27 protein-coding genes are annotated in these 22,658 nt (G+C 63.9%); 16 read left to right on the forward strand and 11 right to left on the reverse strand.

The genetic code is table 11. From position 1 onward, the window contains the following. The first annotated feature begins 26 nt into the window (after window positions 1–26). The 3 genes from RIN79_RS02810 (at window position 27) to RIN79_RS02820 (ending at window position 2,071) form a co-directional block, all read left to right on the forward strand. Window positions 27–689 (forward strand): Pycsar system effector family protein, encoded by a 663-nt coding sequence (locus RIN79_RS02810; protein WP_309083104.1) that lies wholly within the window; start codon window positions 27–29, stop codon window positions 687–689. A 326-nt stretch (window positions 690–1,015) separates the two neighbouring features. After that, window positions 1,016–1,771, forward strand: a complete 756-nt coding sequence (locus RIN79_RS02815) for a sulfite exporter TauE/SafE family protein (RefSeq protein WP_309083105.1) — start codon at window positions 1,016–1,018, stop codon at window positions 1,769–1,771. 93 nt (window positions 1,772–1,864) lie between these two features. Beyond that, complete coding sequence (locus RIN79_RS02820; RefSeq protein ID WP_309083106.1) at window positions 1,865–2,071, forward strand: sugar phosphorylase; 207 nt, start codon at window positions 1,865–1,867, stop codon at window positions 2,069–2,071. A 43-nt stretch (window positions 2,072–2,114) separates the two neighbouring features. On the opposite strand, the gene RIN79_RS02825 is transcribed toward RIN79_RS02820, so the two are convergent. Beyond that, on the reverse strand, window positions 2,115–3,098 hold the full coding sequence (locus RIN79_RS02825) for an alpha/beta hydrolase (protein ID WP_309083107.1): 984 nt from the start codon (window positions 3,096–3,098) through the stop codon (window positions 2,115–2,117). 124 nt (window positions 3,099–3,222) lie between these two features. Here RIN79_RS02825 and RIN79_RS02830 point away from each other — a divergent pair, with 124 nt between their 5' ends. The 3 genes from RIN79_RS02830 (at window position 3,223) to RIN79_RS02840 (ending at window position 6,820) form a co-directional block, all read left to right on the forward strand. Then, window positions 3,223–3,780, forward strand: a complete 558-nt coding sequence (locus RIN79_RS02830) for a hypothetical protein (protein WP_309083108.1) — start codon at window positions 3,223–3,225, stop codon at window positions 3,778–3,780. 166 nt (window positions 3,781–3,946) lie between these two features. Beyond that, window positions 3,947–5,728 (forward strand): SLC13 family permease, encoded by a 1,782-nt coding sequence (locus RIN79_RS02835; RefSeq protein ID WP_309083109.1) that lies wholly within the window; start codon window positions 3,947–3,949, stop codon window positions 5,726–5,728. A 150-nt stretch (window positions 5,729–5,878) separates the two neighbouring features. Then, window positions 5,879–6,820, forward strand: coding sequence for a metallophosphoesterase (locus tag RIN79_RS02840; RefSeq protein WP_309083110.1), 942 nt, complete (start codon window positions 5,879–5,881; stop codon window positions 6,818–6,820). Window positions 6,821–6,875: 55 nt separating this feature from the next. On the opposite strand, the gene RIN79_RS02845 is transcribed toward RIN79_RS02840, so the two are convergent. The 4 genes from RIN79_RS02845 to pyrC all read right to left on the reverse strand — a co-directional run bounded on the left by RIN79_RS02845 (window position 6,876) and on the right by pyrC (window position 9,957). Beyond that, window positions 6,876–7,100, reverse strand: coding sequence for a DUF378 domain-containing protein (locus RIN79_RS02845; protein ID WP_309083111.1), 225 nt, complete (start codon window positions 7,098–7,100; stop codon window positions 6,876–6,878). Window positions 7,101–7,172: 72 nt separating this feature from the next. Further along, window positions 7,173–8,039 (reverse strand): NAD(P)-dependent oxidoreductase, encoded by an 867-nt coding sequence (locus tag RIN79_RS02850; RefSeq protein ID WP_309083112.1) that lies wholly within the window; start codon window positions 8,037–8,039, stop codon window positions 7,173–7,175. A 56-nt stretch (window positions 8,040–8,095) separates the two neighbouring features. Beyond that, window positions 8,096–8,800: an orotate phosphoribosyltransferase gene (locus RIN79_RS02855; protein WP_309083113.1), complete on the reverse strand. Its 705-nt coding sequence runs from the start codon at window positions 8,798–8,800 to the stop codon at window positions 8,096–8,098. A gap of 116 nt (window positions 8,801–8,916) precedes the next feature. Continuing rightward, window positions 8,917–9,957, reverse strand: coding sequence for a dihydroorotase (gene pyrC / locus RIN79_RS02860; protein ID WP_309083319.1), 1,041 nt, complete (start codon window positions 9,955–9,957; stop codon window positions 8,917–8,919). 134 nt (window positions 9,958–10,091) lie between these two features. On the opposite strand from pyrC, the gene RIN79_RS02865 reads away from it, so the two are divergent. From RIN79_RS02865 to RIN79_RS02875, 3 genes are all read left to right on the forward strand, one after another. Beyond that, window positions 10,092–10,481, forward strand: a complete 390-nt coding sequence (locus tag RIN79_RS02865; protein ID WP_309083114.1) for a YciI family protein — start codon at window positions 10,092–10,094, stop codon at window positions 10,479–10,481. Further along, window positions 10,478–11,749 (forward strand): RNA polymerase sigma factor, encoded by a 1,272-nt coding sequence (locus tag RIN79_RS02870; protein ID WP_309083115.1) that lies wholly within the window; start codon window positions 10,478–10,480, stop codon window positions 11,747–11,749. Before RIN79_RS02865 ends, RIN79_RS02870 begins: the two co-directional genes overlap by 4 nt. Window positions 11,750–11,836: 87 nt before the next feature. After that, the gene (locus tag RIN79_RS02875) at window positions 11,837–12,211 is read left to right on the forward strand and encodes a YciI family protein (RefSeq protein ID WP_309083116.1); all 375 of its coding nucleotides are present in this window, start codon (window positions 11,837–11,839) and stop codon (window positions 12,209–12,211) included. A gap of 166 nt (window positions 12,212–12,377) precedes the next feature. On the opposite strand, the gene RIN79_RS02880 is transcribed toward RIN79_RS02875, so the two are convergent. Beyond that, window positions 12,378–12,824, reverse strand: a complete 447-nt coding sequence (locus RIN79_RS02880) for a MarR family transcriptional regulator (RefSeq protein ID WP_309083117.1) — start codon at window positions 12,822–12,824, stop codon at window positions 12,378–12,380. Window positions 12,825–12,911: 87 nt separating this feature from the next. On the opposite strand from RIN79_RS02880, the gene RIN79_RS02885 reads away from it, so the two are divergent. From RIN79_RS02885 to RIN79_RS02910, 6 genes are all read left to right on the forward strand, one after another. Beyond that, a complete protein-coding gene (locus tag RIN79_RS02885) occupies window positions 12,912–13,532 on the forward strand; it encodes a glutathione S-transferase family protein (RefSeq protein ID WP_309083118.1) in 621 nt (206 codons plus the stop codon). A 96-nt stretch (window positions 13,533–13,628) separates the two neighbouring features. After that, complete coding sequence (locus RIN79_RS02890; RefSeq protein ID WP_309083119.1) at window positions 13,629–14,018, forward strand: YciI family protein; 390 nt, start codon at window positions 13,629–13,631, stop codon at window positions 14,016–14,018. A gap of 111 nt (window positions 14,019–14,129) precedes the next feature. Continuing rightward, window positions 14,130–14,840 (forward strand): thioredoxin family protein, encoded by a 711-nt coding sequence (locus RIN79_RS02895; protein WP_309083120.1) that lies wholly within the window; start codon window positions 14,130–14,132, stop codon window positions 14,838–14,840. Window positions 14,841–15,010: 170 nt separating this feature from the next. Then, entirely contained in the window at window positions 15,011–16,591 is a 1,581-nt protein-coding gene (locus RIN79_RS02900) for an MFS transporter (RefSeq protein ID WP_375165863.1), read from the forward strand. Between the two features lie 134 nt (window positions 16,592–16,725). Continuing rightward, on the forward strand, window positions 16,726–17,142 hold the full coding sequence (locus tag RIN79_RS02905) for a VOC family protein (protein WP_309083122.1): 417 nt from the start codon (window positions 16,726–16,728) through the stop codon (window positions 17,140–17,142). Between the two features lie 217 nt (window positions 17,143–17,359). After that, window positions 17,360–17,818, forward strand: a complete 459-nt coding sequence (locus RIN79_RS02910) for a peptidylprolyl isomerase (protein WP_309083123.1) — start codon at window positions 17,360–17,362, stop codon at window positions 17,816–17,818. A gap of 48 nt (window positions 17,819–17,866) precedes the next feature. Here the strand turns inward: RIN79_RS02910 and RIN79_RS02915 are convergent, their stop codons facing one another. After that, complete coding sequence (locus RIN79_RS02915) at window positions 17,867–18,292, reverse strand: VOC family protein (RefSeq protein WP_309083124.1); 426 nt, start codon at window positions 18,290–18,292, stop codon at window positions 17,867–17,869. Between the two features lie 69 nt (window positions 18,293–18,361). Here RIN79_RS02915 and RIN79_RS02920 point away from each other — a divergent pair, with 69 nt between their 5' ends. Then, the gene (locus tag RIN79_RS02920) at window positions 18,362–18,958 is read left to right on the forward strand and encodes a TetR family transcriptional regulator (RefSeq protein ID WP_309083125.1); all 597 of its coding nucleotides are present in this window, start codon (window positions 18,362–18,364) and stop codon (window positions 18,956–18,958) included. 41 nt (window positions 18,959–18,999) lie between these two features. Here the strand turns inward: RIN79_RS02920 and RIN79_RS02925 are convergent, their stop codons facing one another. The 4 genes from RIN79_RS02925 to rpoD are packed head-to-tail and all read right to left on the reverse strand — an operon-like array spanning window position 19,000 to window position 22,492. Next, complete coding sequence (locus RIN79_RS02925; RefSeq protein ID WP_309083126.1) at window positions 19,000–19,281, reverse strand: HlyU family transcriptional regulator; 282 nt, start codon at window positions 19,279–19,281, stop codon at window positions 19,000–19,002. 57 nt (window positions 19,282–19,338) lie between these two features. Beyond that, window positions 19,339–19,758 (reverse strand): secondary thiamine-phosphate synthase enzyme YjbQ, encoded by a 420-nt coding sequence (locus RIN79_RS02930; RefSeq protein WP_309083127.1) that lies wholly within the window; start codon window positions 19,756–19,758, stop codon window positions 19,339–19,341. Between the two features lie 33 nt (window positions 19,759–19,791). Continuing rightward, a complete protein-coding gene (locus tag RIN79_RS02935; protein WP_309083128.1) occupies window positions 19,792–20,439 on the reverse strand; it encodes a Uma2 family endonuclease in 648 nt (215 codons plus the stop codon). 43 nt (window positions 20,440–20,482) lie between these two features. Continuing rightward, entirely contained in the window at window positions 20,483–22,492 is a 2,010-nt protein-coding gene (rpoD, locus tag RIN79_RS02940) for an RNA polymerase sigma factor RpoD (protein WP_309083129.1), read from the reverse strand. Window positions 22,493–22,658: the final 166 nt, after the last annotated feature.

Genomic DNA, 22,658 nt, shown 5'->3' on the forward strand with positions numbered 1-22,658 from the left:
GACGCCCCCAATAGGGTTTTCTATTCATGCAGCCGAAGTACAAAGTCAAGATTGTGTTTGCAGTGGATGTGGATTTACGGCAATGGCTACTTAACCAGACGTTTTTACGGCGGGGGCACATGGAAAGCGTCAAGCGCCGCAGACTAAAAGCAACCGAAGTGGTCGAGGCCCTTCCGGCACCGAAGCTGGAGGCGCCGGCCGCCTATCTCGATCTGGCGAAGAAGGCGAACGATGTCTTCTACGACCAGATCAGGCTCGCAGATCAGAAGGCAGCCTATATTTTCACTCTTCTGCTCGCGGTGATGATCACCTCGGTGGAAGGCAAGGAAGCCTTCCGCATGCAGTATTATCTTCAGGACAAGCCGGTCGACGATCCCATCGCTGTAGCCGTTTCGATCCTGCTTGCCATCGCGGCGGTGGTTTCCCTCGTCTCCGCCATCTTCGTGGTGCTGCCGCGCAAGTTGCGGACTTCCTCAACTTCCCTTTTCTGGGGTACGTGGTCCGCGCACCGGCAGAAGTTTCAGGAGGCTTTGGCGGCGAGAGACCCGGATTTCGTACTCAACGAGTACCTCGGCAACGCGGACAATCTCGCCACCATCGCCCGCTCGAAATACCGTTATGTCACCATCGCCTTTCGTGGCCTTGTCGTGACGGTGCTGCTCTGGGTGCTTCTGCTGCTCATCAGTTGACGGTCACCCGCCGGCATGACCTACAGTCGATCCCGTTCGGCGGCGACGGTGCGAAAGACGTGGCGCCGGCCGCACGGAGCAGACTGACGAATGCGCCTATCGCTGCGATCGCGGAGATGCCGATGAAAGCACCGCCGAGGCGAGTCGCTCTGTATCGCCGGCGAAATGGCCGCCCGCGCCGAACACAGCGTTCTGCGCTGCCGCGGCTCCACGGCTGACGAAGGCCTTTGCAGACCGCCGGTAGCCAAGTAGGACTTGCCCAGCGAAACTTTCCTAATCCCTCGGGTGGCCCAAGGCCACCCTGCACCCTTGAGCGAGATCCTTTCATGTCGGTTTTAACGGCCAGCTTGTTTTTCATCGCGGCCTTCTTGTCGGGTGTCGTGAACGCCGTCGCGGGCGGCGGCACCTTCATCACCTTCGGTGCGATGACGCTCGGCGGTGTGCCGCCGATCTCCGCCAACGCCACCTCCTCGCTTACCCAGTTTCCGGGCTACGTCACCTCCACGCTCGCCTATTGGACGGACATCAAGACAATCTGGCGCAAGGCGCCCGTCCTGATGTTGGTGTCGGCGTTAGGCGCTGTCGGGGGGTCGTTGATCCTGCTTTCCCTGGACAATCCGTCCTTCCGGGCGCTGGTGCCGTGGCTCCTGATCGCCGCGACTGCGCTGTTTGCCGCCGGTCCGTGGCTCAAGCCTGGCTCGAAGCAGGCGGCGAACGACAATCCGTCGAATCCTATCGCCGGACCCATCGTCCAGTTCCTGACCTCGATCTATGGCGGCTTCTTCGGCGCCGGCCTCGGCATCATGATGCTGGCGACGCTTGGCCTCACCGAAAAGGGCGACTATCACCGGCTGAACGCGCTTAAAAACCTGCTTTCCATCGTGATCGCCGCCGTCGCGATCGTCATCTTCACGCTCGGTGGCGTGGTGAGTTGGCTGCACGTCTTGGTCATGGTGCCGGGCGTGGCCCTCGGGGGGTATGTCGGCGTCTGGACGGCAAAGCGCCTGCCGCAAATCGTCGTGCGGCTGTTTGTAATCGCCGTCGGCCTGCTTCTCGCCGCCTACTACTTTGCTTTTGCATAAGCCGTTGGAGGACCCAGCAGGGACGCGGCGGCCACCGGGGCGGTGGTGGAACCGCATCCAGCCGGCAGGGTTCTTCCGCCAAAGGAGTCTTTCATGAAAGTTCGCGATTTGATGAACAAGCTGCAAGACCTCGCCCCCGACACATTGGTTTGCGTGGCTGAGGTCGATGAGGCGTTCGCGGTCAATATATCGGAGGTAGAAGTCGTCGACGGAGCCAAGACCATGAACGCGGAAGCGGATGGGCGTGAGGCGGTGGAACTCGCGAACGGATCGGAACAGGTCGTGGTGATCCGCTGGTAAACTGCCGCGGGGCTGTCGGCGGGCAGGCGAAATCCGGATCGTTTCAGCGGCCGGTCGGCCGCCGCGCTAGGTCGTCAACGGCGCGCATCACCTCTTCCGGGAGCAGGTGGTGGAGCATGTGGCCCATCTCTGGGTAGGCCCGGTATTCGGAGCGGGGCAGCTCTGCATGCAGCCGCTCAGAATGGAAGCGCGGATCGACGAGGCGGTCGCCGCGCCCCGAAAGAATAACGAGCGGGAGGCCGAGCTCCCGATAGCGGCGGCTCAGCCTTGCCGAGGCCTCCAGGAGACCGGCGAGTTCGTCGGCGCTCGTTCGCATCTGCTCCGGCCGCAGCACCATCCATGCGGGGAATTGTCTGAAATGTCGGGGCACCGGCTGCGGCGCGAATAGCTGCCGCAGCAGCCCCTTCCAGAACATCCTCCCCACGAGCGGGGCGAAACTGTGCCGCGCCGCGTCTCCTAAAACCGGCATGGCGAGTTGCGACAGCAGGAAAAGGTCGAGCCTCGGCTGCGGGTAGAGGTACCCCGCCTCGAGCACCAAGCCGTGAATCTTGCCGGGAAAGTCGAGCGCCATCGCCAGCGCCACCAGCGTACCCCAGGAATGGCCGAGCACGATCGGCCGCTCGGCGCCGAGCCGCCGCAGGGCTGCATGGATGATCCCTGCCTGTAGTTCGGGATCGATCCGTCCTCCGGGCAGGCGCGCACTATGGCCGTAGCCGGGCCGGTCGAAGACGAGGACGCGATACTTCCGCGCGGCGAGGTCCACCAGCCCACTGGTGAGGAAATCCGCCGTGAAGGAGCTGTTGCCATGCAACAGGACCAGCGGGTCTCCGCGTCCTTTCTCCACGACGTGAAGCCGCACGCCGTCCGCATCGATGAACCTGCCCAAGGGCCGGTTTTGACGCAGGGCGGCGCGGCTTCGCATCTGCGTCACCGCAGTTGCCGCCGCAAGCGTCAGCAGGCCGGCGACATAGACACTCCGCCTGTTCGCGTTCCGCTGCGCGTTGAAAGGGTCGGCGGACCTGGTCATGGAGGCTCCTTCGACAATGAACCCGCCTCTCCGCCCAGCCGTTCCGGCTTTTCGCGGCGGGTGCGGGAACTTTTCGAATTTGGCAAGAATTAGGCGGAGCCTGAATAGTTCAAGAGGAAACGCGATGCGTGCCCCCATTTCGCCTGCCCTGCGGAGCGTCGTCTCCTTCGCGGCGCTCCTGTCCGCCACTCTGGTCTTCCCAGCGCTTGCGCAACAAGCGCGGCCGGAGATGACCACGGCCCAGTGCAATCCGCTCACGGAAGCCAATCGCGAGCTCTGCTGCGTGGCCATCAACCGGGAACGGATCCTCACGCCCAGCGCACTCGATCAGTGCCCGCCGCTGACAACCTCGTCCGTGGAGCGCGCCCTGGACCTCATTGAAGCCCCCGGGACAGGCAACTCCGGACAACCCGCCGCGGTATCGGCTCCTTCCGCCCTCACCACCCCGACCGGTGCATCCGTTGTCGGAACCTCCCCAGCCTCTGGCGCTGGCCTCGCCGGCTCGCCCGACACCCGCGGAAACGACAACATCAACGCCGGGCCAGGCGACGGCGCCGAGGGCGGCGTAAGCGAAGCGAGCGACATGGACCCGGGCCGTTCCGGTGAGAACAACAATGCCGGCGCCGCACCGGGTGCATCCAACGACCGCGGCAACGGCAATGCCAATGGCCGGGACCGGTAGAGGTAGGATGATCGGCGGCTAGGCCTTCTGCCGCTCCGCCCGGCGCGGCAGGAGAATCGACCCACACGCGTCCCGAAGATTCGGGGTACTCGCCGCCGCGCCGACATTGTCGGCGCGGCAATATCATGACACATGCTTCGCTCCATATCCGCACCGCCCGAGCCCTATGTTCACTCTGCCTCAAATCCTCTCCTTCACCGTTATCGGCTTGGCCATGGCGGCCTTCGTCTGGGGCCGTTTCCGCTACGACCTGATCGGAGCGCTCGCCCTGCTTGCGGCGGTGGCGGTCGGCATCGTGCCGACGAAGGAGGCCTTCAGCGGCTTCAGCGACGACATCGTCATCACTGTCGGCAGCGCGCTGCTCGTCAGCGCCGGCGTGGCCCGCACGGGCATCTTGGAACTGGCGATCCAGCGCTACGCGCCGACCGTCACCACGGTCCGCGCACAGATCGCGCTTCTGGTGCTCACGGTGGCCTTCCTCTCCGCCTTCCTGAAGAATATCGGCGCCCTGGCCATCATGATTCCCGTGGCCTTCCAGTTCGCACGCCGGTCCAACACCACCCCTTCCGCATTCCTGATGCCGATGGCGTTCGCCTCGCTCCTGGGAGGGCTGATGACGCAGATCGGCACGTCTCCGAACATCCTCGTCTCGCGCCTTCGCGAGGAGTTGACCGGCACCGCTTTCACCATGTTCGACTTCACTCCGGTGGGCCTTGCCCTCACTCTTGCGGGCGCCGTCTTCCTCGTGCTGTTTTACTGGCTCGTGCCGCCCCGCGAGCGACGGGATTCGTCGCTGCAGGAGGCGATCGTCATCAAGAACTACGTGGCTGAGGCGAAGGTCGCGAAGGACTCCACCGTTCTCGAAAAGACGATCGCCGATCTTTTGAAAATAACGGCGGGCGACGTGGCGATCACCTCCGTCTTGCGCGCCAGTGGCGTGCGGATCGCGCCCCTCCCCGACGCGGTGCTGCACGAGGGCGACATCCTTCTCCTGGAAGGCGAGCATGAGGCGCTGGACCGGCTGGTGGCGCAGGCCAAGCTCAGCATGACAAGCAACCGTGACGTGGCGAGCCAGGGCGGGGCTGGCGCCGAGGTGACCGCCATCGAAGCCGTTGTGGGCGAGAATTCGAGCCTTGTCGGCTGGTCGGCCCAGAGCCTGATGCTCTACGACCGCTACAACGTGAATCTCCTGGCGGTGAGCCGCCAGGGTGAGCGTCTCAATCAGCGCGTCGGCACCATCACCCTGCGCCTCGGCGACGTGGTCATGTTGCAGGGCAACCAGCACTCCCTGCCTGAATTCCTGCGCGATTTCGGGCTGCTGCCGCTCGCGGAGCGCCCGCTGCTCCTCGGCAGCGTGAGGCGTGGCATCGTGCCTGTCCTGATCCTGATCGCGGCGATGGGAGCGACAGCCTTGGGCGTCGTTCCGGTGCCGCTCGCCTTCTTCGCCGCCGCGGTGATGATGGTGCTGTTCCGCGTCATCCCGATCCGCAATGTCTATGGCGCGGTCGACGGGCCGATCCTCGTCATGCTCGCAACGCTCATCCCGCTCAGCGACTCACTGCGCACGACGGGCGCCACCGACGTCATCGCCTCAGCGCTGGCCGAAGTGGGCGCCGTCCTGCCGTCCTACGGCGCGCTGGCGCTGATCATCGTCGCCGCCATGGCGGTCACGCCCTTCCTCAACAATGCCGCGACGGTGCTCGTCATGGCGCCGATCGCGGCAGGCTTCGCCACGACCCTCGGCTACCGGCCTGAAGCCTTCCTCATGGGCGTCGCCATCGGCGCAGGCTGCGATTTCCTCACTCCCATCGGCCATCAATGCAACACCTTGGTCATGGGACCGGGCGGCTATCGATTCTCTGACTATCCGCGGTTGGGCCTGCCCCTCTCCTTCATCGTCATCCTGGTCGCGGTTCCGGCCCTCATGCTGGTCTGGCCGCTGCGATAGGGCCGGCGCCCGCCCTGCGCTTGCGCCACCTTTCCACGGCCAAGCTCCCCGCCCGCCGCGATGTCACCCAGGCTTCACGTGCGCTTCACCTGCATGTCACGGCGCCCTTCTAGACGAGCGGCATTCCAATTCTGACGAGGAGAATCGGACATGCCCACACGACGCGCCCTCATCAAGACCGCCGCGGCGGCAGGCCTTGTCGCCCCCTTCGCCGGCTTTTCCCTGAACGCCGCCAGGGCTCAAGGCGATCCGCTGTTTCGTTTCGGCATCATCGCCGACCCGCAATATGCGCCCTTCCCGCCCAAACCCGGCGGCACCCGCTTTTATGCCAACAGCCTTTGGAAGCTGACTGACGCCATCGATACCCTGAACAAGCAGGACCTGCGGTTCGTCGCCACGCTCGGCGACATCATCGACCGCCACTGGGACAGTTTCGGCGACGTCCTGCCCCTTTACGATACGCTGCGCCACGACCGGTTCTTCGTGCTGGGAAATCACGACTTCGAGGTCGGCCAGGACTATCTGCGCTCCGTGGTCCGCACCGTGGGAATGTCCAAGGCCTATTACGATTTTGCCGGCGGCGGCTATCGCTTCATCGTGCTCGATGGCAATGACGTCAGCCTCTTCGCGCCGCCGAACGGCGATCCGCGCCTGGAGATCGCTGCTGAGCGCCTGGCCAGGCTCAAGGAGGCCGGCGCGGAAAACGCCCAAAGCTGGAACGGTTCGTTGAGCGACGAGCAGTTCGCTTGGCTAGGGGACACGCTCGACAAGGCAAAGCTTGCCGGTGAGCGGGTGATCGTGCTCAGCCACTATCCCGTCTACCCTAAGAACATGCACAATCTTTGGGACAGTGAGCGCATCGTCGAGCTGCTGACGAGCCACGACCATGTCGTGGCCTTCTTCAACGGCCACAACCATGCCGGCAACTACGGCGAGATCGGCGGCAAGCATTTCGTCAATTTCCGCGGGATGGTCGAAACCCCGGCGGAGACGGCGTATTCGGTCGTGGAGATCCACGAGGATCGGATCGAAGTGATCGGCTTTGGCCGCGAGCAGAGCCGCAGCTTGAAGATCGCCGCGCGCGGCACCTGACGCTTGCGTCGGCTGGACTCAGGGGCCGGCGGCGAACCCGCCGGCCCCTTTCGTTTCAGTGCCGCTGGGCCACGGCCTCGTCGCGGTTGAACGACTTGAACAGCGGCATCAGCTGCCAGAGGGCGGAAAGCCCGACCAGGACGTACACGATCCGGGCAAGCATCGCGTCTTGGCCGCCGAAGATCGCCGCCACCAGGTCGAACTGGAAGAGGCCGACGAGCAGCCAGTTGAGCCCGCCTACGATAATGAGGAGAAGGGTGATGACGTTCAGTGCATGCATGGGGATACTCCCGCTTTGGATGCACCCGAACCCGGTAGTAACATCATTGTTCCCGAATGTAACAGTCGGGGCTCAGGCGAGCGGCCGCACCTTCGTAGGGGTACTGGCGAAGATCTCGTCCGGCACGAAAAAGTCGCCGGCGAGCGGACCATCAACACCAGGGGCGTATCTGGAAAAGTCGGTGACGCCCGCCTGCCGCAGCACCACCTCGTCAATGAAGAAATTGCCTGTGCATTCCCGCGCCGGCCGGTTGAAAATCTCGTAGGCCGCGTCGGCGACGATCTCGGGCGAGCGGCTGATGCTGGCCATCGCCGCGCCGCCGAGAAGGTTGCGTATGGCTGCAGTGTCGATGGCTGTCAGCGGCCACAGCGAATTCACGGCGATCCCTTCGGCGGCGAACTCGGCGCTCATGCCGAGGGTGCACATGGACATTCCGAACTTGGCCATCGTGTAGGCGACGTGGCTCTTGAACCATTTCGCCTTCATGTCGAGCGGCGGCGCGAGATTGAGGATGTGCGGGTTCTCCGCCTTTTTGAGATGCGGGATGCAGGTCCTGGAGACGAGGAAAGTGCCGCGCGTGTTCACCTGGTGCATCAGGTCGAAGCGCTTCATCTCCGTCTGAAGCGTGCCGGTGAGGTGGATGGCGCTGGCATTGTTCACGCATATGTCGATGCCGCCGAAAGCTTTCACCGTCTCTGCCACTGCGGCTTCTACCTGCGCCTCCTCGCGGATGTCGCAGACGACCGCCAGCGCCCTCCCGCCCGCCGCCTCGATCTCCCGGGCCGCCGTATGGATGGTCCCGGGCAGCTTCGGGTGCGGCTTGTCGGTCTTTGCGGCGATTGTGACATTGGCGCCGTCGCGCGCGGCCCGGAGTGCTATCGCAAGGCCGATCCCGCGGCTCCCGCCGGAGATGAAAAGCGTCTTGCCCGCAAGCGACATATCTTCCTCCAGAGCGCGACCACTCCGAAGAGGGTAAGACGCCTCTTACGTGAACGTCAACCTTCCCAGCGCGCCAGCTCGGAAATGCCGCCATGGGCCGCGGACCACTTCAGCGGCTCTTTGAGGAAGGCTTCCGCCTGGTCGAGCGCTTCCGTCCCGAAGCGGTTGGTCTTGCGGCAGGCGGCAAGGACGTCCCACCAGGTGGTAAGGTAGTGGAGCCGCATGCCGGCTGCCTTCAGCCGGTCCGGCGTTTCCGGAAAGATGTCGTAGTAGAAGACGGCGAAGGTGTCGGTCACCGAGGCCCCCGCATTGCGGATGGCTTCCGCGAATTTGATTTTGCTGCCGCCATCCGTGGTGAGGTCCTCGACCAGCAGCACGCGCGCGCCGTCGGGAAGATTGCCCTCGATCTGCGCGTTGCGCCCGAACCCCTTCGGCTTCTTGCGCACATAGAGCATCGGAAGGCCGAGCCGGTCCGAGAGCCAGGCGGCGAAAGGAATGCCGGCCGTCTCGCCGCCCGCCACCGCATCGAACTGCTCGAAACCCGCCTCCCGCAGGATCACCGAGGCCCCGAAATCGATCACGGCGGAGCGGATGCGCGGGTAGGAAATGAGCTTGCGGCAGTCGATATAAACGGGGCTTGCGATGCCGGAGGTGAAGGTGAAAGGCTGGTTGGCGCGGATATGCACCGCCTCGATTTCCAGCAGCATCTTTGCGACTGTCTCGGCAATCAGGGCCTTGTCGGGAAAACTGTTGGCGAACATTGGCGTGCTCCGTGCTAGTTTAGCCGCTCGGCTTCGAGTGTTCTGCTTCGCGGGCGCTCGGGTATGCGCCAGCGTTGTAACTTGCCCCAGCCGGGTAGCACCCCTGCCAGGAAGACCTATTCTTCCACCTTCCAGTGGATCGGGAACATCGGGTCGAACACCGTAAGAGTCTCCTCCCCCACCGACATCTTCCGCTCATTCTCCACCGGCTCATCATATCGCCTGAGGGTGATGCGCCTCTCATTGGGCGGTAGGCGGTAAAAGGCCGGGCCGTTGAGCGAGACGAAGGCCTCCAGCCGCTCGAGCGCCCCCTCCTCCTCGAACACATGCGCCAGGCACGCCAATGTGTTTGGCGCGTTGAAGATACCCGCGCAGCCGCAGGCGCATTCCTTCAGCGGGTCCACGTGCGGCGCCGAATCGGTGCCGAGGAAGAAGCGTCCCTCGCCGGAGATTGCGGCCGCCCGCAAGGCCAGCCGGTGCGTCTCGCGCTTGGCGACCGGGAGGCAGTAGTAGTGCGGGCGGATGCCGCCGGCCAGGATTGCGTTGCGGTTGATGATGAGGTGGTGCGTGGTGATTGTCGCCCCGACATTCTCGCCCTGCGACCGGACGAAATCCATTCCGTCGCTGGTGGTCACATGCTCCATCACGATGCGTAGCTCCGGAAGCCGCCGGCGCAGCGGCTCCAGCACGCGCTCGATGAACACCGCCTCCCGGTCGAAGATGTCGATGGCGGGGTCCGTCACCTCGCCATGGACGCAAAGCGGCATTCCGATCGCCGCCATCCGCTCCAGCACCGGATAGACGGCCTCGATATTGGTGACCCCGCTCTGCGAATTGGTGGTCGCTCCCGCCGGATAGAGCTTTACCGCCGTCACCAGCCCGTCGCGGAAACCCGATTCGATATCATCGGCTTGGCTGGTTTCGGTAAGGTAGAGCGTCATCAGTGGCGTGAATCCGCTCCCCTCCGGCACCGCCGCCATGATGCGCTCGCGATAGGCCGCCGCGTCTCTGGTCGTAACCACCGGCGGGACCAGGTTGGGCATGACGATGGCGCGGGCAAAATGTGCGGCCGTGTGGGGAAGAACGGCCCGCAGCACCGCGCCGTCGCGCAAGTGGAGGTGCCAGTCGTCCGGCTGCCTGATGGTGAGGGTTTTCATGTCGAGGCCGAGACATAGCCGGTTTCGAACCGGGCGCAAGGAGAAACCTCCTTTGTGCCCTTGCAAAAATCCTCGCCGCCTCTGTCGGATTGGGGCATTCTCACGCGTCTTACAACCGAACGAGGTGAACCTGCATGCTTTACGCCATTCTCTGTTACCACGACGAGGATGTTGTGATGTCCTGGTCGAAGGCCGAGGACGACGCTGTGCTGGCCAAGCGCAAGCGTGTCCAGAAGGATTTCGTTGAGCACGGCGGCAAGATGGGGCCGGCCATCCGGCTCGTGCCCACCACCGGCGCCACCACCATCCGCACGGCCGGCGATGAGCAGCTTGTCCTCGACGGCCCTTTCGCCGAGACCAAGGAGCAGCTCCTTGGCTTCTACCTTGTCGACTGCAAGGATCTCGACGAGGTCATCGATTTCGCCAAGCGCATGAAGGAGGGCGAGAGCTGCACGTTCGAAATTCGTCCTGTGCAGATCTTCGAAGAAGGCACGCTTCCTGAAAAGGTGAAAATTGCATCATGACCGACCTGGCCTGGATCGAGACCGCATTGACGGGCGCCCGCCCGCAGGCAATGGGCGCGCTCCTTCGTTATTTCCGCGATCTCGACCGGGCCGAGGAGGCGTTCCAGGAAGCGTGCCTGCGCGCCATGAAGACCTGGCCGGTGAAGGGTCCGCCGCGCGATCCGGCAGCTTGGCTCATCTTCGTCGGCCGCAATGCGGCGCTCGACGGGGTGCGCCGAGACAGCCGCAACACGGCGCTTCCGGCCGACGAGGCGATCTCCGATCTCGGCGATGCGGAAGCCGACATGGCCGAGCGGCTCGACGATTCCCATTACCGGGACGACATCCTGCGGCTGATGTTCATCTGCTGCCATCCGGATCTGCCGGCGACCCAGCAGGTGGCCCTGGCGCTGCGTATTGTGTCCGGCCTCTCTGTCCGTGAGATCGCCAGCGCCTTCCTCGTCAATGAGAAGGCGATGGAGCAGCGCATTACCCGCGCCAAGCGGCGTGTCTCGGAGGCCAATGTCCCCTTCGCCGCCCCCGACGCGGTGGAGCGGTCCGAGCGCCTCGCCGCTGTCGCCGCCATGATCTACCTCGTCTTCAACGAGGGTTATTCGGCGAGCGGCGGCGATGTGCATGTGCGCGAGCCGCTCTGCGAGGAGGCGATCAGGCTTGCCCGCCTCCTTCTGCGCCTTTTCCCGGCGGAGCCGGAGATCATGGGGCTGCTTGCCCTCATGCTCCTTCAGCACGCCCGTACCGCCGCCCGGCTCGATACGGAAGGCAATATCGTCCTCCTCGAGGATCAGGATCGCAGCCTCTGGAACCGCGACAAGATCACGGAAGGGCTCGCCCTCGTTGACAAGGCCATGCGCCACCGCAAGCCCGGCCCGTATCAGGTGCAAGCGGCAATCGCGGCCCTGCATGCACGCGCGGCAAAGCCGGAGGACACGGACTGGCAGGAGATCAATCTGCTCTACCAGATGCTGGAGCGTCTGCAGCCCTCGCCGGTCGTCCGGCTCAACCGTGCCGTAGCGGTGTTCAAGCTGCAAGGTCCCGAGGCGGCCTTACTGCTCGTCGATCCGCTGGAAGACCGCCTGTCGAACTATTTCTATTTCCACGGCGTGCGCGGCGCGCTTCTGATGGAACTTGGCCGCGAAGCGGAAGCCCGCACCGCCTTCGACAAGGCGATCTCGCTCGCCCGCACGCCCGCCGAGGCGGCGCATATCCGCCAGCATATCGACCGCCTGATGGCGGAGGGCAAGGCGAAGGTGCAGGCAAAATCGGCCTGATTTCTTCTCTGCGGGACGAAAAAATGTCGGAGAGGGTTCTCGAACGGACGTCCTTGGTACGCAGCGTTCCGGAGAAGGGAGACGACTATGCGCTACGTATGCCTGGTTTATGGCGAGGAAGCCGCGCTCTTGGCATTGCCGAGGGAGGAATTCAACCAGCTCGTTCAGGCCTCCGCCGAATATGACGACGTGCTCGAGCGGCAAGGGAAACTGATCCTCGCCCACGCGCTGGAGCCGCCCTCCCGCGCGACCACCATCGTCACGCGCGGCGGAAAGGTGGTGGCGACGGACGGGCCTTATTCCGAGACCAAGGAGCAATTGCTGGGATTTCTGCTGATCGAAGCGGCCGACCGGCAGGAAGCCATTGCGCTCGCCTCCAAAGTGCCGATGGCCGCCTATGGCCGCATGGAGATCCGCGCCGCGGGCAGGCCCGGCGACCGACACTTGCTGCGGCTCAAGTGACCGGATTTCTGCCGGCGCCGACTCATGGCGGCGGCAGCGCCAGGTGGCAGGATAGCCGCCTCCCCTGGCGAAGTGGCATTCACTTGCCTCGTAGAACGGTCGCCCGACTCGAGGCAGCGGCCGGCGTTCCCATCATCTCGGGGGACACCTGCAACCGGCCGCTACGTCACGAAAGCGCGCGGAGGTCGGCGCGCAGGCGGTCGATGTCGGAGGCAGGCACCAGTTCTTCGGTCGCGGCCTGCGCGCGTTCCCAAAGGGGGAGAGCGGCTGCGAGCAGCGCCTGTCCGGCGGGGGTTAGCTGCAGTCGGCGGCTCCGACGGTCCTTCCTGTCCGTGGAAACGAGCACGAGCCCGCGGCGTTCGAGCGGCTTCAGGCTGGCGGTGAGCGTGGTGCGATCCGTCCCGAGTACCGTCGCGACGGCCCCCATCGCCGGAGGATCGGGCCGGTTGAGCGACATCATGAGAGAGAACTGCCAGTTCGTGATGCCGAGCGGCTTCAGCGCCTCGTCATACCGTCGCGCCATGGCGCGCGCCGCCCGCTGCACATGCAGGCACAGGCAGGTGTCACGCACGCGTCCGGTAATGTCAGGAGCAAGATTGTCGCTGTTTGACATGGATTTATTATGTTGATATCAACGTAAGTTGTCAAGGCTGCCTATGGGCGTACCGCCTATCGGCGACTTTCGGAATGGAGAAAGCCGATGAAGCTGTATTATGGCGAGACTCTCAACCCGCGGAAGGTATGCGCGGTGGCGCGGCACCTGAACTCGCCGGTCGAGTTCGTGCATGTCGATCTTAGCCGCGGCGGGCACATGACGCCCGAATTCACCGCCATGAACCCCAATCGGAAGCTTCCCGTGCTCGAGGCGAACGGCAGGACCCTCTGGGAATCCAACGCGATCATGTGCTTCCTCGCCCGTGCGGCGAACTCCGACCTCTGGCCGCAGGACGAGCGCCAGATCGAGGTGCTGCGCTGGCTGAACTGGGACGGCCAGCATTTCTCCCATCACGGCGGCACGCTCTATTTCCAGTACATAGTCAAGCCGAGATTCGGGCTCGGCGAGCCCGACGCACGCGCGGTGCAGGAGGCGACCACCTATTGGCGCAGCTTCGCCGCAGTTCTCAACGATCATTTGCGCGGCCGTGAATATCTGCTCGGAGAGACCCTGACGGTCGCCGACTTTGCGTTGGGTGTCACCCTGCCCTACGCCGAGCCAGCGCACATCCCTGTGAAGGATTTCCCCGAAATCGAACGCTGGCACGACCGGCTCAATGCCTTGCCCGCCTGGCGCGAGCCGTTCCCGGTCATGGCGGCGGCATAGCGGCCGGGCGCGGACGGGGCCCCGCGTCAAAGAAAATGTCGGAGCGCCTGCCGCCCGCCCGTCCTTCGGCTATGCACGCGCACCAGGGAAAGGACCATGCGTGACGACCGGCCGAAGGAGGAAAATTCGATGCGCTTTCTGTTTTTGGTCTATGCCGACGAGGCGGCGATGAAATCCCGTCCGATGGAGGAGCTCCGGGAGTGTGTCCGGGCTGGGCGGGAGTATGACGAGGTCCTGAAGCGGGACGGCAATTTCGTGGCGTCCCACGGACTGGAATGGTCGTCCAGCGCCACCGTGCTGCGTAAGCGGAGCGGGAAGGTGGTCAGCACGGATGGCCCATTCAGCGAGACCAAGGAGCAGTTGCTGGGCTTTTTCCTCGTGGAGGCGAAGGACCGGGCGGAGGCGCTTGCTCTCGCTTCGAACGTGCCGATGCTCGAGACCGGCAGCAGCGTGGAGGTGCGCCCCGTCCAGGACATTCCCGACTAGGAGCCTTGAGAGCCTCTCAAAATCCTTTGCGGAAAATGTCGGACGAACGCTTCCGCATTCGTCTTCCTGTGGATCCGTCTGCGATCATCGAACGGAAGAGGAGTAGGAAAAATGCAGCATGAGATCGTATTTCGCGAGGAGTGGATCGCGGCGCGCAAGGCGCTTCTCGTCAGGGAGAAGCAGCTTTCGCGGTTGCGCGACGAGATCGCGGAGGCCCGCCGCGCCCTGCCCTGGGTGAGGATCGAGAAGGAATACGTCTTCGATGCGCCCGAGGGCCGCAAAACCCTCGCTGATCTCTTCGACGGGCGCAGCCAGCTCATCGTCCAGCATTTCATGTTCCCGCCTGAATGGGAGGCGGGCTGTGCCGGCTGCTCCTTCGAGGCCGATCACGTGGATGGAGCGCGCCAGCACCTTGTCCACAAGGATGTGACCTTCGTCGCCATCTCCCGCGCCCCGATCGAGAAGATCGAGGCTTACCGCAAGCGAATGGGCTGGCGGTTCCCATGGGTGTCGTCCGGCAACACCGATTTCAACTATGACTTTAGCGTCTCCTACACTAGGGAGCAGTTGGAGAAGGGCGAAGCGGTCTATAATTACGAAACTATCAATCCGGGCGTAACGGACCTGCCGGGCTTGAGCGTTTTCTACAAGGACCGGGAAGGATCGGTGTACCACACCTATTCGACCTTCGCCCGCGGCGGCGAGGAATTGCTTGGCGCGCTCATGTATCTCGACATGACGCCCGTCGGCCGCAACGAGAAAAGCCCGCTCGACTGGGTGCACCGGCACGACGAGTACCCGGATGACGAGCTCAGCTCCTGACAGAAGGTTGGCAGCAGGCCTGTGGCATTAGTGCAGCGAAGAAAGGGCCGGTTCCAGCCTTCGCACATCTGCAGGGCCGCGATGGGCCTGCCGATCCGGGAACACCCTTGACCTGAACTTAACTTGAGATCGTACGACGGCTCGGACGGACTCAAGAATTGACGAGAGACTTGAAAGGACCTGTAATGAACAAGGCTCCCGACACTCCCCGCGCGGGACGGCGCGAATGGATCGGCCTTGCCGTCCTGGCGCTGCCCTGCCTCCTCTATTCCATGGATATGACGGTGCTCAACCTGGCCGTGCCGGCCTTGAGCGCGGATCTCAGACCCACGAGCTCCCAGCTCCTGTGGATCGTCGACATCTACGGCTTCTTCGTTGCCGGCGCGCTCATCACCATGGGCACGCTGGGCGATCGCATCGGCCGCCGCAAGCTGCTTCTGATCGGCGCGACGGCCTTCGGACTTGCCTCCATCTTCGCTGCCTTCGCAAGCTCCGCCGAAATGCTGATCCTCGCCCGCGCCGTTCTCGGCCTGTCGGCCGCCACGCTGGCTCCCTCCACGCTCTCGCTCCTGCGCAACATGTTCCATGACCCGCAGGAGCGCACCTTTGCTATCGGCGTCTGGATCTCGGCCTTTTCCGCCGGCGGCGCGATTGGGCCGGTGGTGGGCGGGGTTCTGCTTGCCTATTTCTGGTGGGGTTCGGTGTTCCTGATCGCCGTTCCAGTCATGCTGCTCCTGCTCGCGGTGGCGCCGTTCCTCCTGCCCGAATTCCGCGACCCGGACGCCGGCAGGCTGGACATCCGCAGCGCCGCCCTTTCCATCGCCGCCGTTCTCGCCGTGATCTTCGGCATCAAGCGCCTCGCCGAATACGGAATAGGCGTTGAGCCGTTCCTCTACATCATCGCCGGTCTCCTTATCGGCTATGTCTTCTTCCGCCGTCAGAAGACGCTCAAGGATCCGCTGATCGATGTCCGGCTGTTCCGCCGTCCCGCCTTCAGTGCGGCGCTCGCCACAAACCTCTTCACGGTCTTCGTCGCCTTCGGCTCCTTCTTCTTTGTGGCGCAGTATCTGCAATTGGTTCTGGGCCTCTCGCCGCTGAAGGCCGGGCTGGTCTCCCTGCCCTCGAGCCTTGCCTTCATCATCGGCTCGACCCTCACGCAGAAGCTCACGACCCGGGCGCGGCCGCCGGTGATCATGGCCTGCGGCCTGTTCATCGCCGCGCTCGGCTTCCTCGCGCAGAGCTGGGCGGCCGAGGTCCAGAGCGTCACGGCCATGGTGCTGACCTTCACTCTCTTCTCGCTTGGGCTGGCGCCGGTCTTCACCCTGACGACCGACCTCATCGTCGGCTCTGTGCCGCCGGAGCGCGCGGGCGCGGCCGCCGCCATGTCGGAAACGGGCGCCGAACTCGGCGGCGCCCTCGGCGTGGCGGTACTTGGCAGTATCGTCACCGCGCTTTACCGCCGCTCCATGGAGGCCGACGCCTTGGCCGGCATTCCTGCCGGGATGGCCGACACGGCCCGCGATACGCTGGGCGGCGCCCTTGCGGTGGCAACGGAACTGCCGGCCGTCCTCGGCGAGACGCTGCTCGTCACCGCCCGCGAGGCCTTCACCAATGGCCTGGTGCTGGCCTCGCTGGGCAGCGCCGTGATCGCCATTCTAACCGCGGTCCTTGTCCTCGGCATCTTCCGCGGATCAAACACACCCGATGCCGAGAACGGTACGGACAAGCCCATTCCTGCCCCTGCGGAATGAGGCTTTGCGGCCGCGCCGCTCCCCCCGGCGCGGCCGCACATAACAAAAATCACCGTCCCATGTCGGATTTCCTCCTCGTCCCCCGTCCTGAGACGGGCACCTTGAGAGTAGCCTGAACAAGAGGAGAGAACCGAATGTCAGCGATCCAAATCGCAGCTGGGGAAACCGGCGAGCCTCGCGGAGGCGTTATCGCCTATATCATGCCCAACGGCGCCACGAAGGCGGCCGCTCTTTATGAAAAAGCCTTCGGCGCCAAGGAAGTCGCCCGCCATCCGGTCGATGAGCAGGGCCGCACGATGTATCTCCACCTCTACATCAATGGCGGCTCGCTGATGATGAGCGATCCCTATCCTGAATATGGCCACGGTCAGCAACAGCCGGCCGGCGTCACGCTCACACTTTGCGTCGACGACGTCGATTTCTGGTGGAACCGGGCGACTCAGACGGAAGGAATAGAGGTGACTATGCCGCTGGAAAAGATGTTCTGGGGCGATCGCTACGGCGCCCTGCGCGATTCCTTCGGCTTCAACTGGGCCATCGTCGGCAAGTAGGCTGCACGAGCAGAGAAAGGCCCACGCACCGCCGGCTGCCCGCCGGCGGTTCTCTTCCCGATCTGTCCCTTTCCGCCCAAAAACGCTTCGGCAAGGGTTTACGCGTCCCCTCTCCGCCCTAACCTTGTCGCTTGAGGACGGCGCAGCGTCTGCGCGGCCATTCGGCGTTGCGCCCAGGTTGCGCCGCTGAAATCGGAAATCGGCAAAGGAGAGATCCATGACACAAGCCAAGACCGGCGACATCGTGCGCGTCCACTATCGCGGACGGCTGACGGACGGCACGGAGTTCGACTCCTCCGAGGGCCGGGAGCCGCTGGAATTCCAGGTAGGCGGCGGTCAGGTCATCCCGGGTTTCGAGAGGCAGGTGGAAGGGATGGAGGTCGGCGAGAAATCCACCGTCACCGTACCCGCCGACGATGCCTATGGCATGCGCGACGAGCGGCAGGTGCAGTCGGTGCCGCGCGAGGCCTTGCCGGACGACCTCGATCTGCGGGTCGGCGCCCGGCTGACGGCGACCACGCGCGACGGCAAGCAGATCCCGCTGACCGTCGTCGATGTCGACGACCAGCAGGTGACAGTGGATGCAAACCATCCCCTGGCGGGCCAGGATCTGGTCTTCGACCTGGAACTCGTCGAGATCGTCGGCTCCGAGTCTTCGCTGAAATTCGACGCCTAAGCTCCCGGAGGGCAGGCAGCGCAATGAGTGCGCCGCCTGCCGTTCCCACTATTGCGGCAATGCGTCGGCGCTGTACTGCGCCATGAACTCCGCCGAAGGCGGGATCGGCTTGATCACATCGATCAGAACGCCATTGGGGTCGGCAGTGATGAAATGCCGCTGGCCGAACGCCTCGTCGCGCAGTTCCTGGAGGATCGGCAGCCCGGCCTGGCTCACCCGCGCGAACTCGGCGTCGACATCTTCCACTTCGAAATTGAGGATCAGGCCCGACACTCGTCCTCGCCCTTGTTCCGGGATGGTGGCGTGGCTTCCTTCGAGCACGGCAAGGGTGACATTCCCGCTCTCGCGCGACTGCAGATGCACATACCATTCGCTCTCGAACTTCGCTTCGAAGCCGAAATGGTCGCAATAGAAGGCCGCGGTGGCGGCGACCGCATCGGTCATGATCACGGGATAGTAGCTGGTCGTTTTCATTTGTGCTTTCCTCTTCGCTAAATATCACATACAGTCTGCATGTAGGTTAATAACATACAGGCTGAATGTATGCAAGAGGCGAAAACACGCCGCTCCAACCGCGAGCGTTCCGAAGAGACCCGCGACAGGCTCATAGAAGCCGCGCGACAGCTGTTCGTGGAAAAATCTTATGCGGAGACCGGCACGCCGGAGATCGTTCACGCGGCCGGGGTGACCCGCGGGGCGCTCTACCACCACTTTGCCGACAAGCAGGCGCTGTTCCGCGCTGTGGTGGAGCGGGAGGCAGAGCGGGTTGCGCAGGAGGTCGAGGCCAAGGCGGGCGGCGATCTTGCTCCTCTCGACGCGCTTATCGCCGGCGGCGGGGCATTCCTCGCGGCAATGGCCGCACCCGGCCGCGCGCGGCTCCTCCTGCTTGACGGCCCGGCCGTGCTTGGCCGTGCGGCGATGGACGAGATTGACGGCCGGCACGGGAACCGCACCTTGCGCGAGGGACTAGAGGCGGCGATAGAGGCCGGCGCCCTCCGCCCCCTGCCGCTCGATGCCCTCACCGCCCTTCTCGGCGCCGCCTTCGACCGCGCAGCCCTTGCCATCGAGGCCGGAGCCGACGCGAAAAGCTTTCGCGATGCACTAGCCGGGCTGATCCGGGGATTGGCGGCAGCAGCTTAGCTGGGGAATAGGTCTCTCCCTATGCCCTACTGATCGGGCTCCTACCGGAAGACCGCCTCGCCCTGTTCGTCGATGATCTGCCGGGCCTTGCGGATTGCGTGTTCGGCGGCGAGATCGGCGCTGGGGAAACGGTCGGCGCGCACGAACCTGTGCTCCTTCACCTCGCCGCCCACATCCTTGGAGATGACGCCGCAGGTCTGGAACTGACCCTCCTGCTGGAAAGGAGTGGCGCGGATGGTGAAACCCTTGTGCTCCTCGGGCTTTCCGACGGCCTGCGCCTCTCCCGCTTTGCTGCCGCCGAACAGCCGTTTCAGAAATGACATGGCGCTCTCCCTCGCTTTCGCCGGAACCTAGCGCGGATATAGGCCGACAGCCAGCCGCTAGGAAAGATGCAGCACCACCTCGCGCCGGTGCGGCCGGTCCCGATGTTCGAAAAGGTAGATGCCTTGCCAGGTACCGAGCATCACCCGGCCGCCGAAAACGGGAATGCCGATCGAGGTCTGGGTGAGCGCCGCCTTTATATGCGCGGGCATGTCGTCCGGCCCCTCCACCCGATGCACCACCCAGTTCATGGAAGGGCTGTCGGAGGGCGGTACCAGCCGGCGGAAGAAGGCGTTGAGGTCGCGCTTCACATCGGGGTCGGCGTTTTCCTGGACAATGAGCGAACAGGACGTATGCCGCACGAACACGGTCAGCAGCCCCTCCTCCACCTTTTGCCCGCGGACGAAGCGCTGGGCATCTTCGGTGAATTCGTAGAGGCCCGGGCCGGAGGTCGATATGGTCAGGATGATCTGCGGCATGATCTGTCGGTGACGCAGATGATCTTGGTTCGCCTATGACAGCGGCTTGAGGCCAAGACGTTCAAGACACATGGCGACTGAGTCCGCCCGCTGCGCCACGATCTCCTCCGAGGGCTGGGCTTCGAACACGGTGCGAAAACCCTCGGCGCCCAGTTGCCGATGTACGCGCGTGACGAGCGTATTCGCGTCGATCACCCAGACTTCGGGAATGCCAAAAGCGGCATAGACGCCGATCTTGCGGCCCCGGTCATAGGCAAGGCTGGTATCCGCGACTTCGATGGCGAGCAGAACATGATGCCCGCGCAGATCGCCGGGAAAAACTGAACGGGGATAGACGCAGAAATCCGGTTCGAGAAAGGTCCTTTCATCCAGACGCAGAGTGGTTTCGGGGGCGACCCAAAGCTCCCGGGAAGCCGTGGTCTGAAAATGCCAATTGAGCTCGACCTTGACGATTTCATGCCGCCCGCCCTTGGCTTGCATCGGCACCACCTCCCCGCCGATCAGTTCGAAACGCTCATCCTCGTCGATGATGCCCGCTCTCTGCATCGCCTCGATCTCGGTAATGGTCCAGGCACGCCGCAGCATGCCTTCGGCGGCCTGCGTCGTTGCTGGCTGATTTGAGAAGGAATGGACAAAACGCTCGTTCATGGCGCCACCATAGCACAAAGCCGCCGAAACCAAGACTGGTTCCGACGGCTTTGAATGCAAGCTCGACCGCAGCGATTCAGCTGTCGAGGAAGCTCCTCAGCTTCCGGCTGCGGCTCGGATGCTTGAGCTTGCGCAGCGCCTTGGCCTCGATCTGCCGGATACGCTCGCGCGTCACCGAGAACTGCTGGCCCACCTCTTCGAGCGTGTGGTCGGTGTTCATGCCGATGCCGAAGCGCATCCTGAGCACGCGCTCCTCGCGCGGGGTGAGCGAGGCGAGCACGCGCGTCGTCGTCTCGCGCAGGTTCGCCTGGATCGCCGCATCGATCGGCAGCACGGCGCTCTTGTCCTCGATGAAATCGCCCAGATGCGAATCCTCCTCGTCGCCCACCGGCGTTTCGAGGCTGATCGGCTCCTTGGCGATCTTCAGCACCTTGCGCACTTTCTCGAGCGGCATGGCCAGTTTTTCCGCCAGTTCCTCCGGCGTCGGCTCGCGGCCGATCTCGTGCAGCATCTGCCGGCTCGTGCGCACGATCTTGTTGATGGTCTCGATCATGTGCACGGGAATGCGGATGGTGCGCGCCTGGTCGGCTATCGAACGGGTGATCGCCTGCCTGATCCACCACGTGGCATAGGTGGAGAACTTGTAGCCGCGGCGGTACTCGAACTTGTCCACCGCCTTCATCAGGCCGATATTGCCTTCCTGAATAAGATCAAGGAATTGCAGGCCGCGGTTCGTGTACTTCTTGGCGATGGAGATGACGAGGCGCAGATTGGCCTCGACCATCTCCTTCTTGGCGATCGCTGCTTCGCGCTCGCCCTTCTGCACCTGGTTGACGATGCGGCGGAACTCGCCGATCGAGATGCCGGTTTCCTGCGCCAGGTTTTGGATTTCCGAGCGCAGCGCGTCGATCGTGTCTGCCTCGCTCCTGGCGAATTCTTTCCAGCCCGGCCCGGGCAGCTGGGCCACCGTGCCCGCCCAGTTCGCGTCGAGCTCATGGCCTTGATAGGCGTTGAGGAAATCCTCGCGGCGGACGCCATAGCTCTCGGCAAGACGGAACAGCCGGCCCTCGTTCTGCACCAGCCGCTTGTTGATGTCGTAGAGCTGCTCGACCAGCGTTTCGATGCGCGCATTGTTGAGCGAAAGCGACTTCACCGACTTGATCAGTTCATCCTTGAGCTGTTTGGAGCGGCGCTCCTGGCCAGCGGAAAGCTTGTCAGCGTCGGAGATGCGGCTTTCCACCTCCTGGTCCTGCAGCTTGCGCAGCTTCGCATAGGTATCGGCGATGAAGTCGAGCGTCTGCATGACGCCGGGCTTCAGCTCCGCTTCCATGGCGGCGAGCGAAAGATTCGTCTCGTCCTCTTCCTCGTCGTCCTCCTCGGGCCGCGCGTCGCCGCCGACATTGGTGATGTCGTCGTCATCGTCGCGCACGCGCCGGAAGACTTTTTCCTCGGCCGCGGGCTTGGCGTCTTCGTCTGGCCGCGCGACCACGGGCGCCTGCTTGCCCTCAGGACCGGCATAGGTGGCTTCGAGGTCGATGATCTCGCGCAGGAGGATCTTGCCCTCATTGAGCTCGTCGCGCCAGATGATCAGCGCCTGGAAGGTGAGCGGGCTTTCGCACAGCCCCGCGATCATCGTCTCGCGGCCGGCCTCGATGCGCTTGGCGATGGCGATCTCGCCCTCGCGCGACAGGAGCTCTACCGAACCCATCTCGCGCAGATACATGCGCACGGGATCGTCAGTGCGGTCCGTCGGCTCCTTCTTGGCGACGGTCGCGACCATGCTGCCGGTGGGCTCGGCCAGATCGGTGCTCTCCTCGTCGGGGCTGTCGGCCTCCTGCTCCTCGGCCGCCTCCTCGTCCTCGACGACATTGATGCCCATGTCGGAAAGCATGGCCATCGTGTCTTCGATCTGCTCGGAGCTCACTTCACCCGAGGGCAGAACGGCATTCAGCTCGTCCATGGTGACGAAGCCGCGCTTCTTGGCGAGCTTGATCATCTTCTTGACTGCGTCGTCGGAAAGGTCGAGCAGGGGGCCGTCCGCACCCTCGCGTTCGATTTCGACCTCTTCCTTTTCCTTTGTCGCCATGCCTTTGCCTTTTCCAACCGCCCGTTGAGCGAGCTTAGATGTTCTTGCTGCCGGTTTTTTACCGCCTTGCGCGTGGTCGGGCCTTATGCGCGGCCGCGTTAAAGCCCGATTAACCCTGACATTTATGGCGGTCTTGCCGCCTGTCCATGCCCTGTGGTGTTTTGCT

Source organism: Chelativorans sp. (genome assembly GCF_031180965.1).
In the GTDB taxonomy this organism is placed as follows: Bacteria; Pseudomonadota; Alphaproteobacteria; order Rhizobiales; family Rhizobiaceae; genus Chelativorans.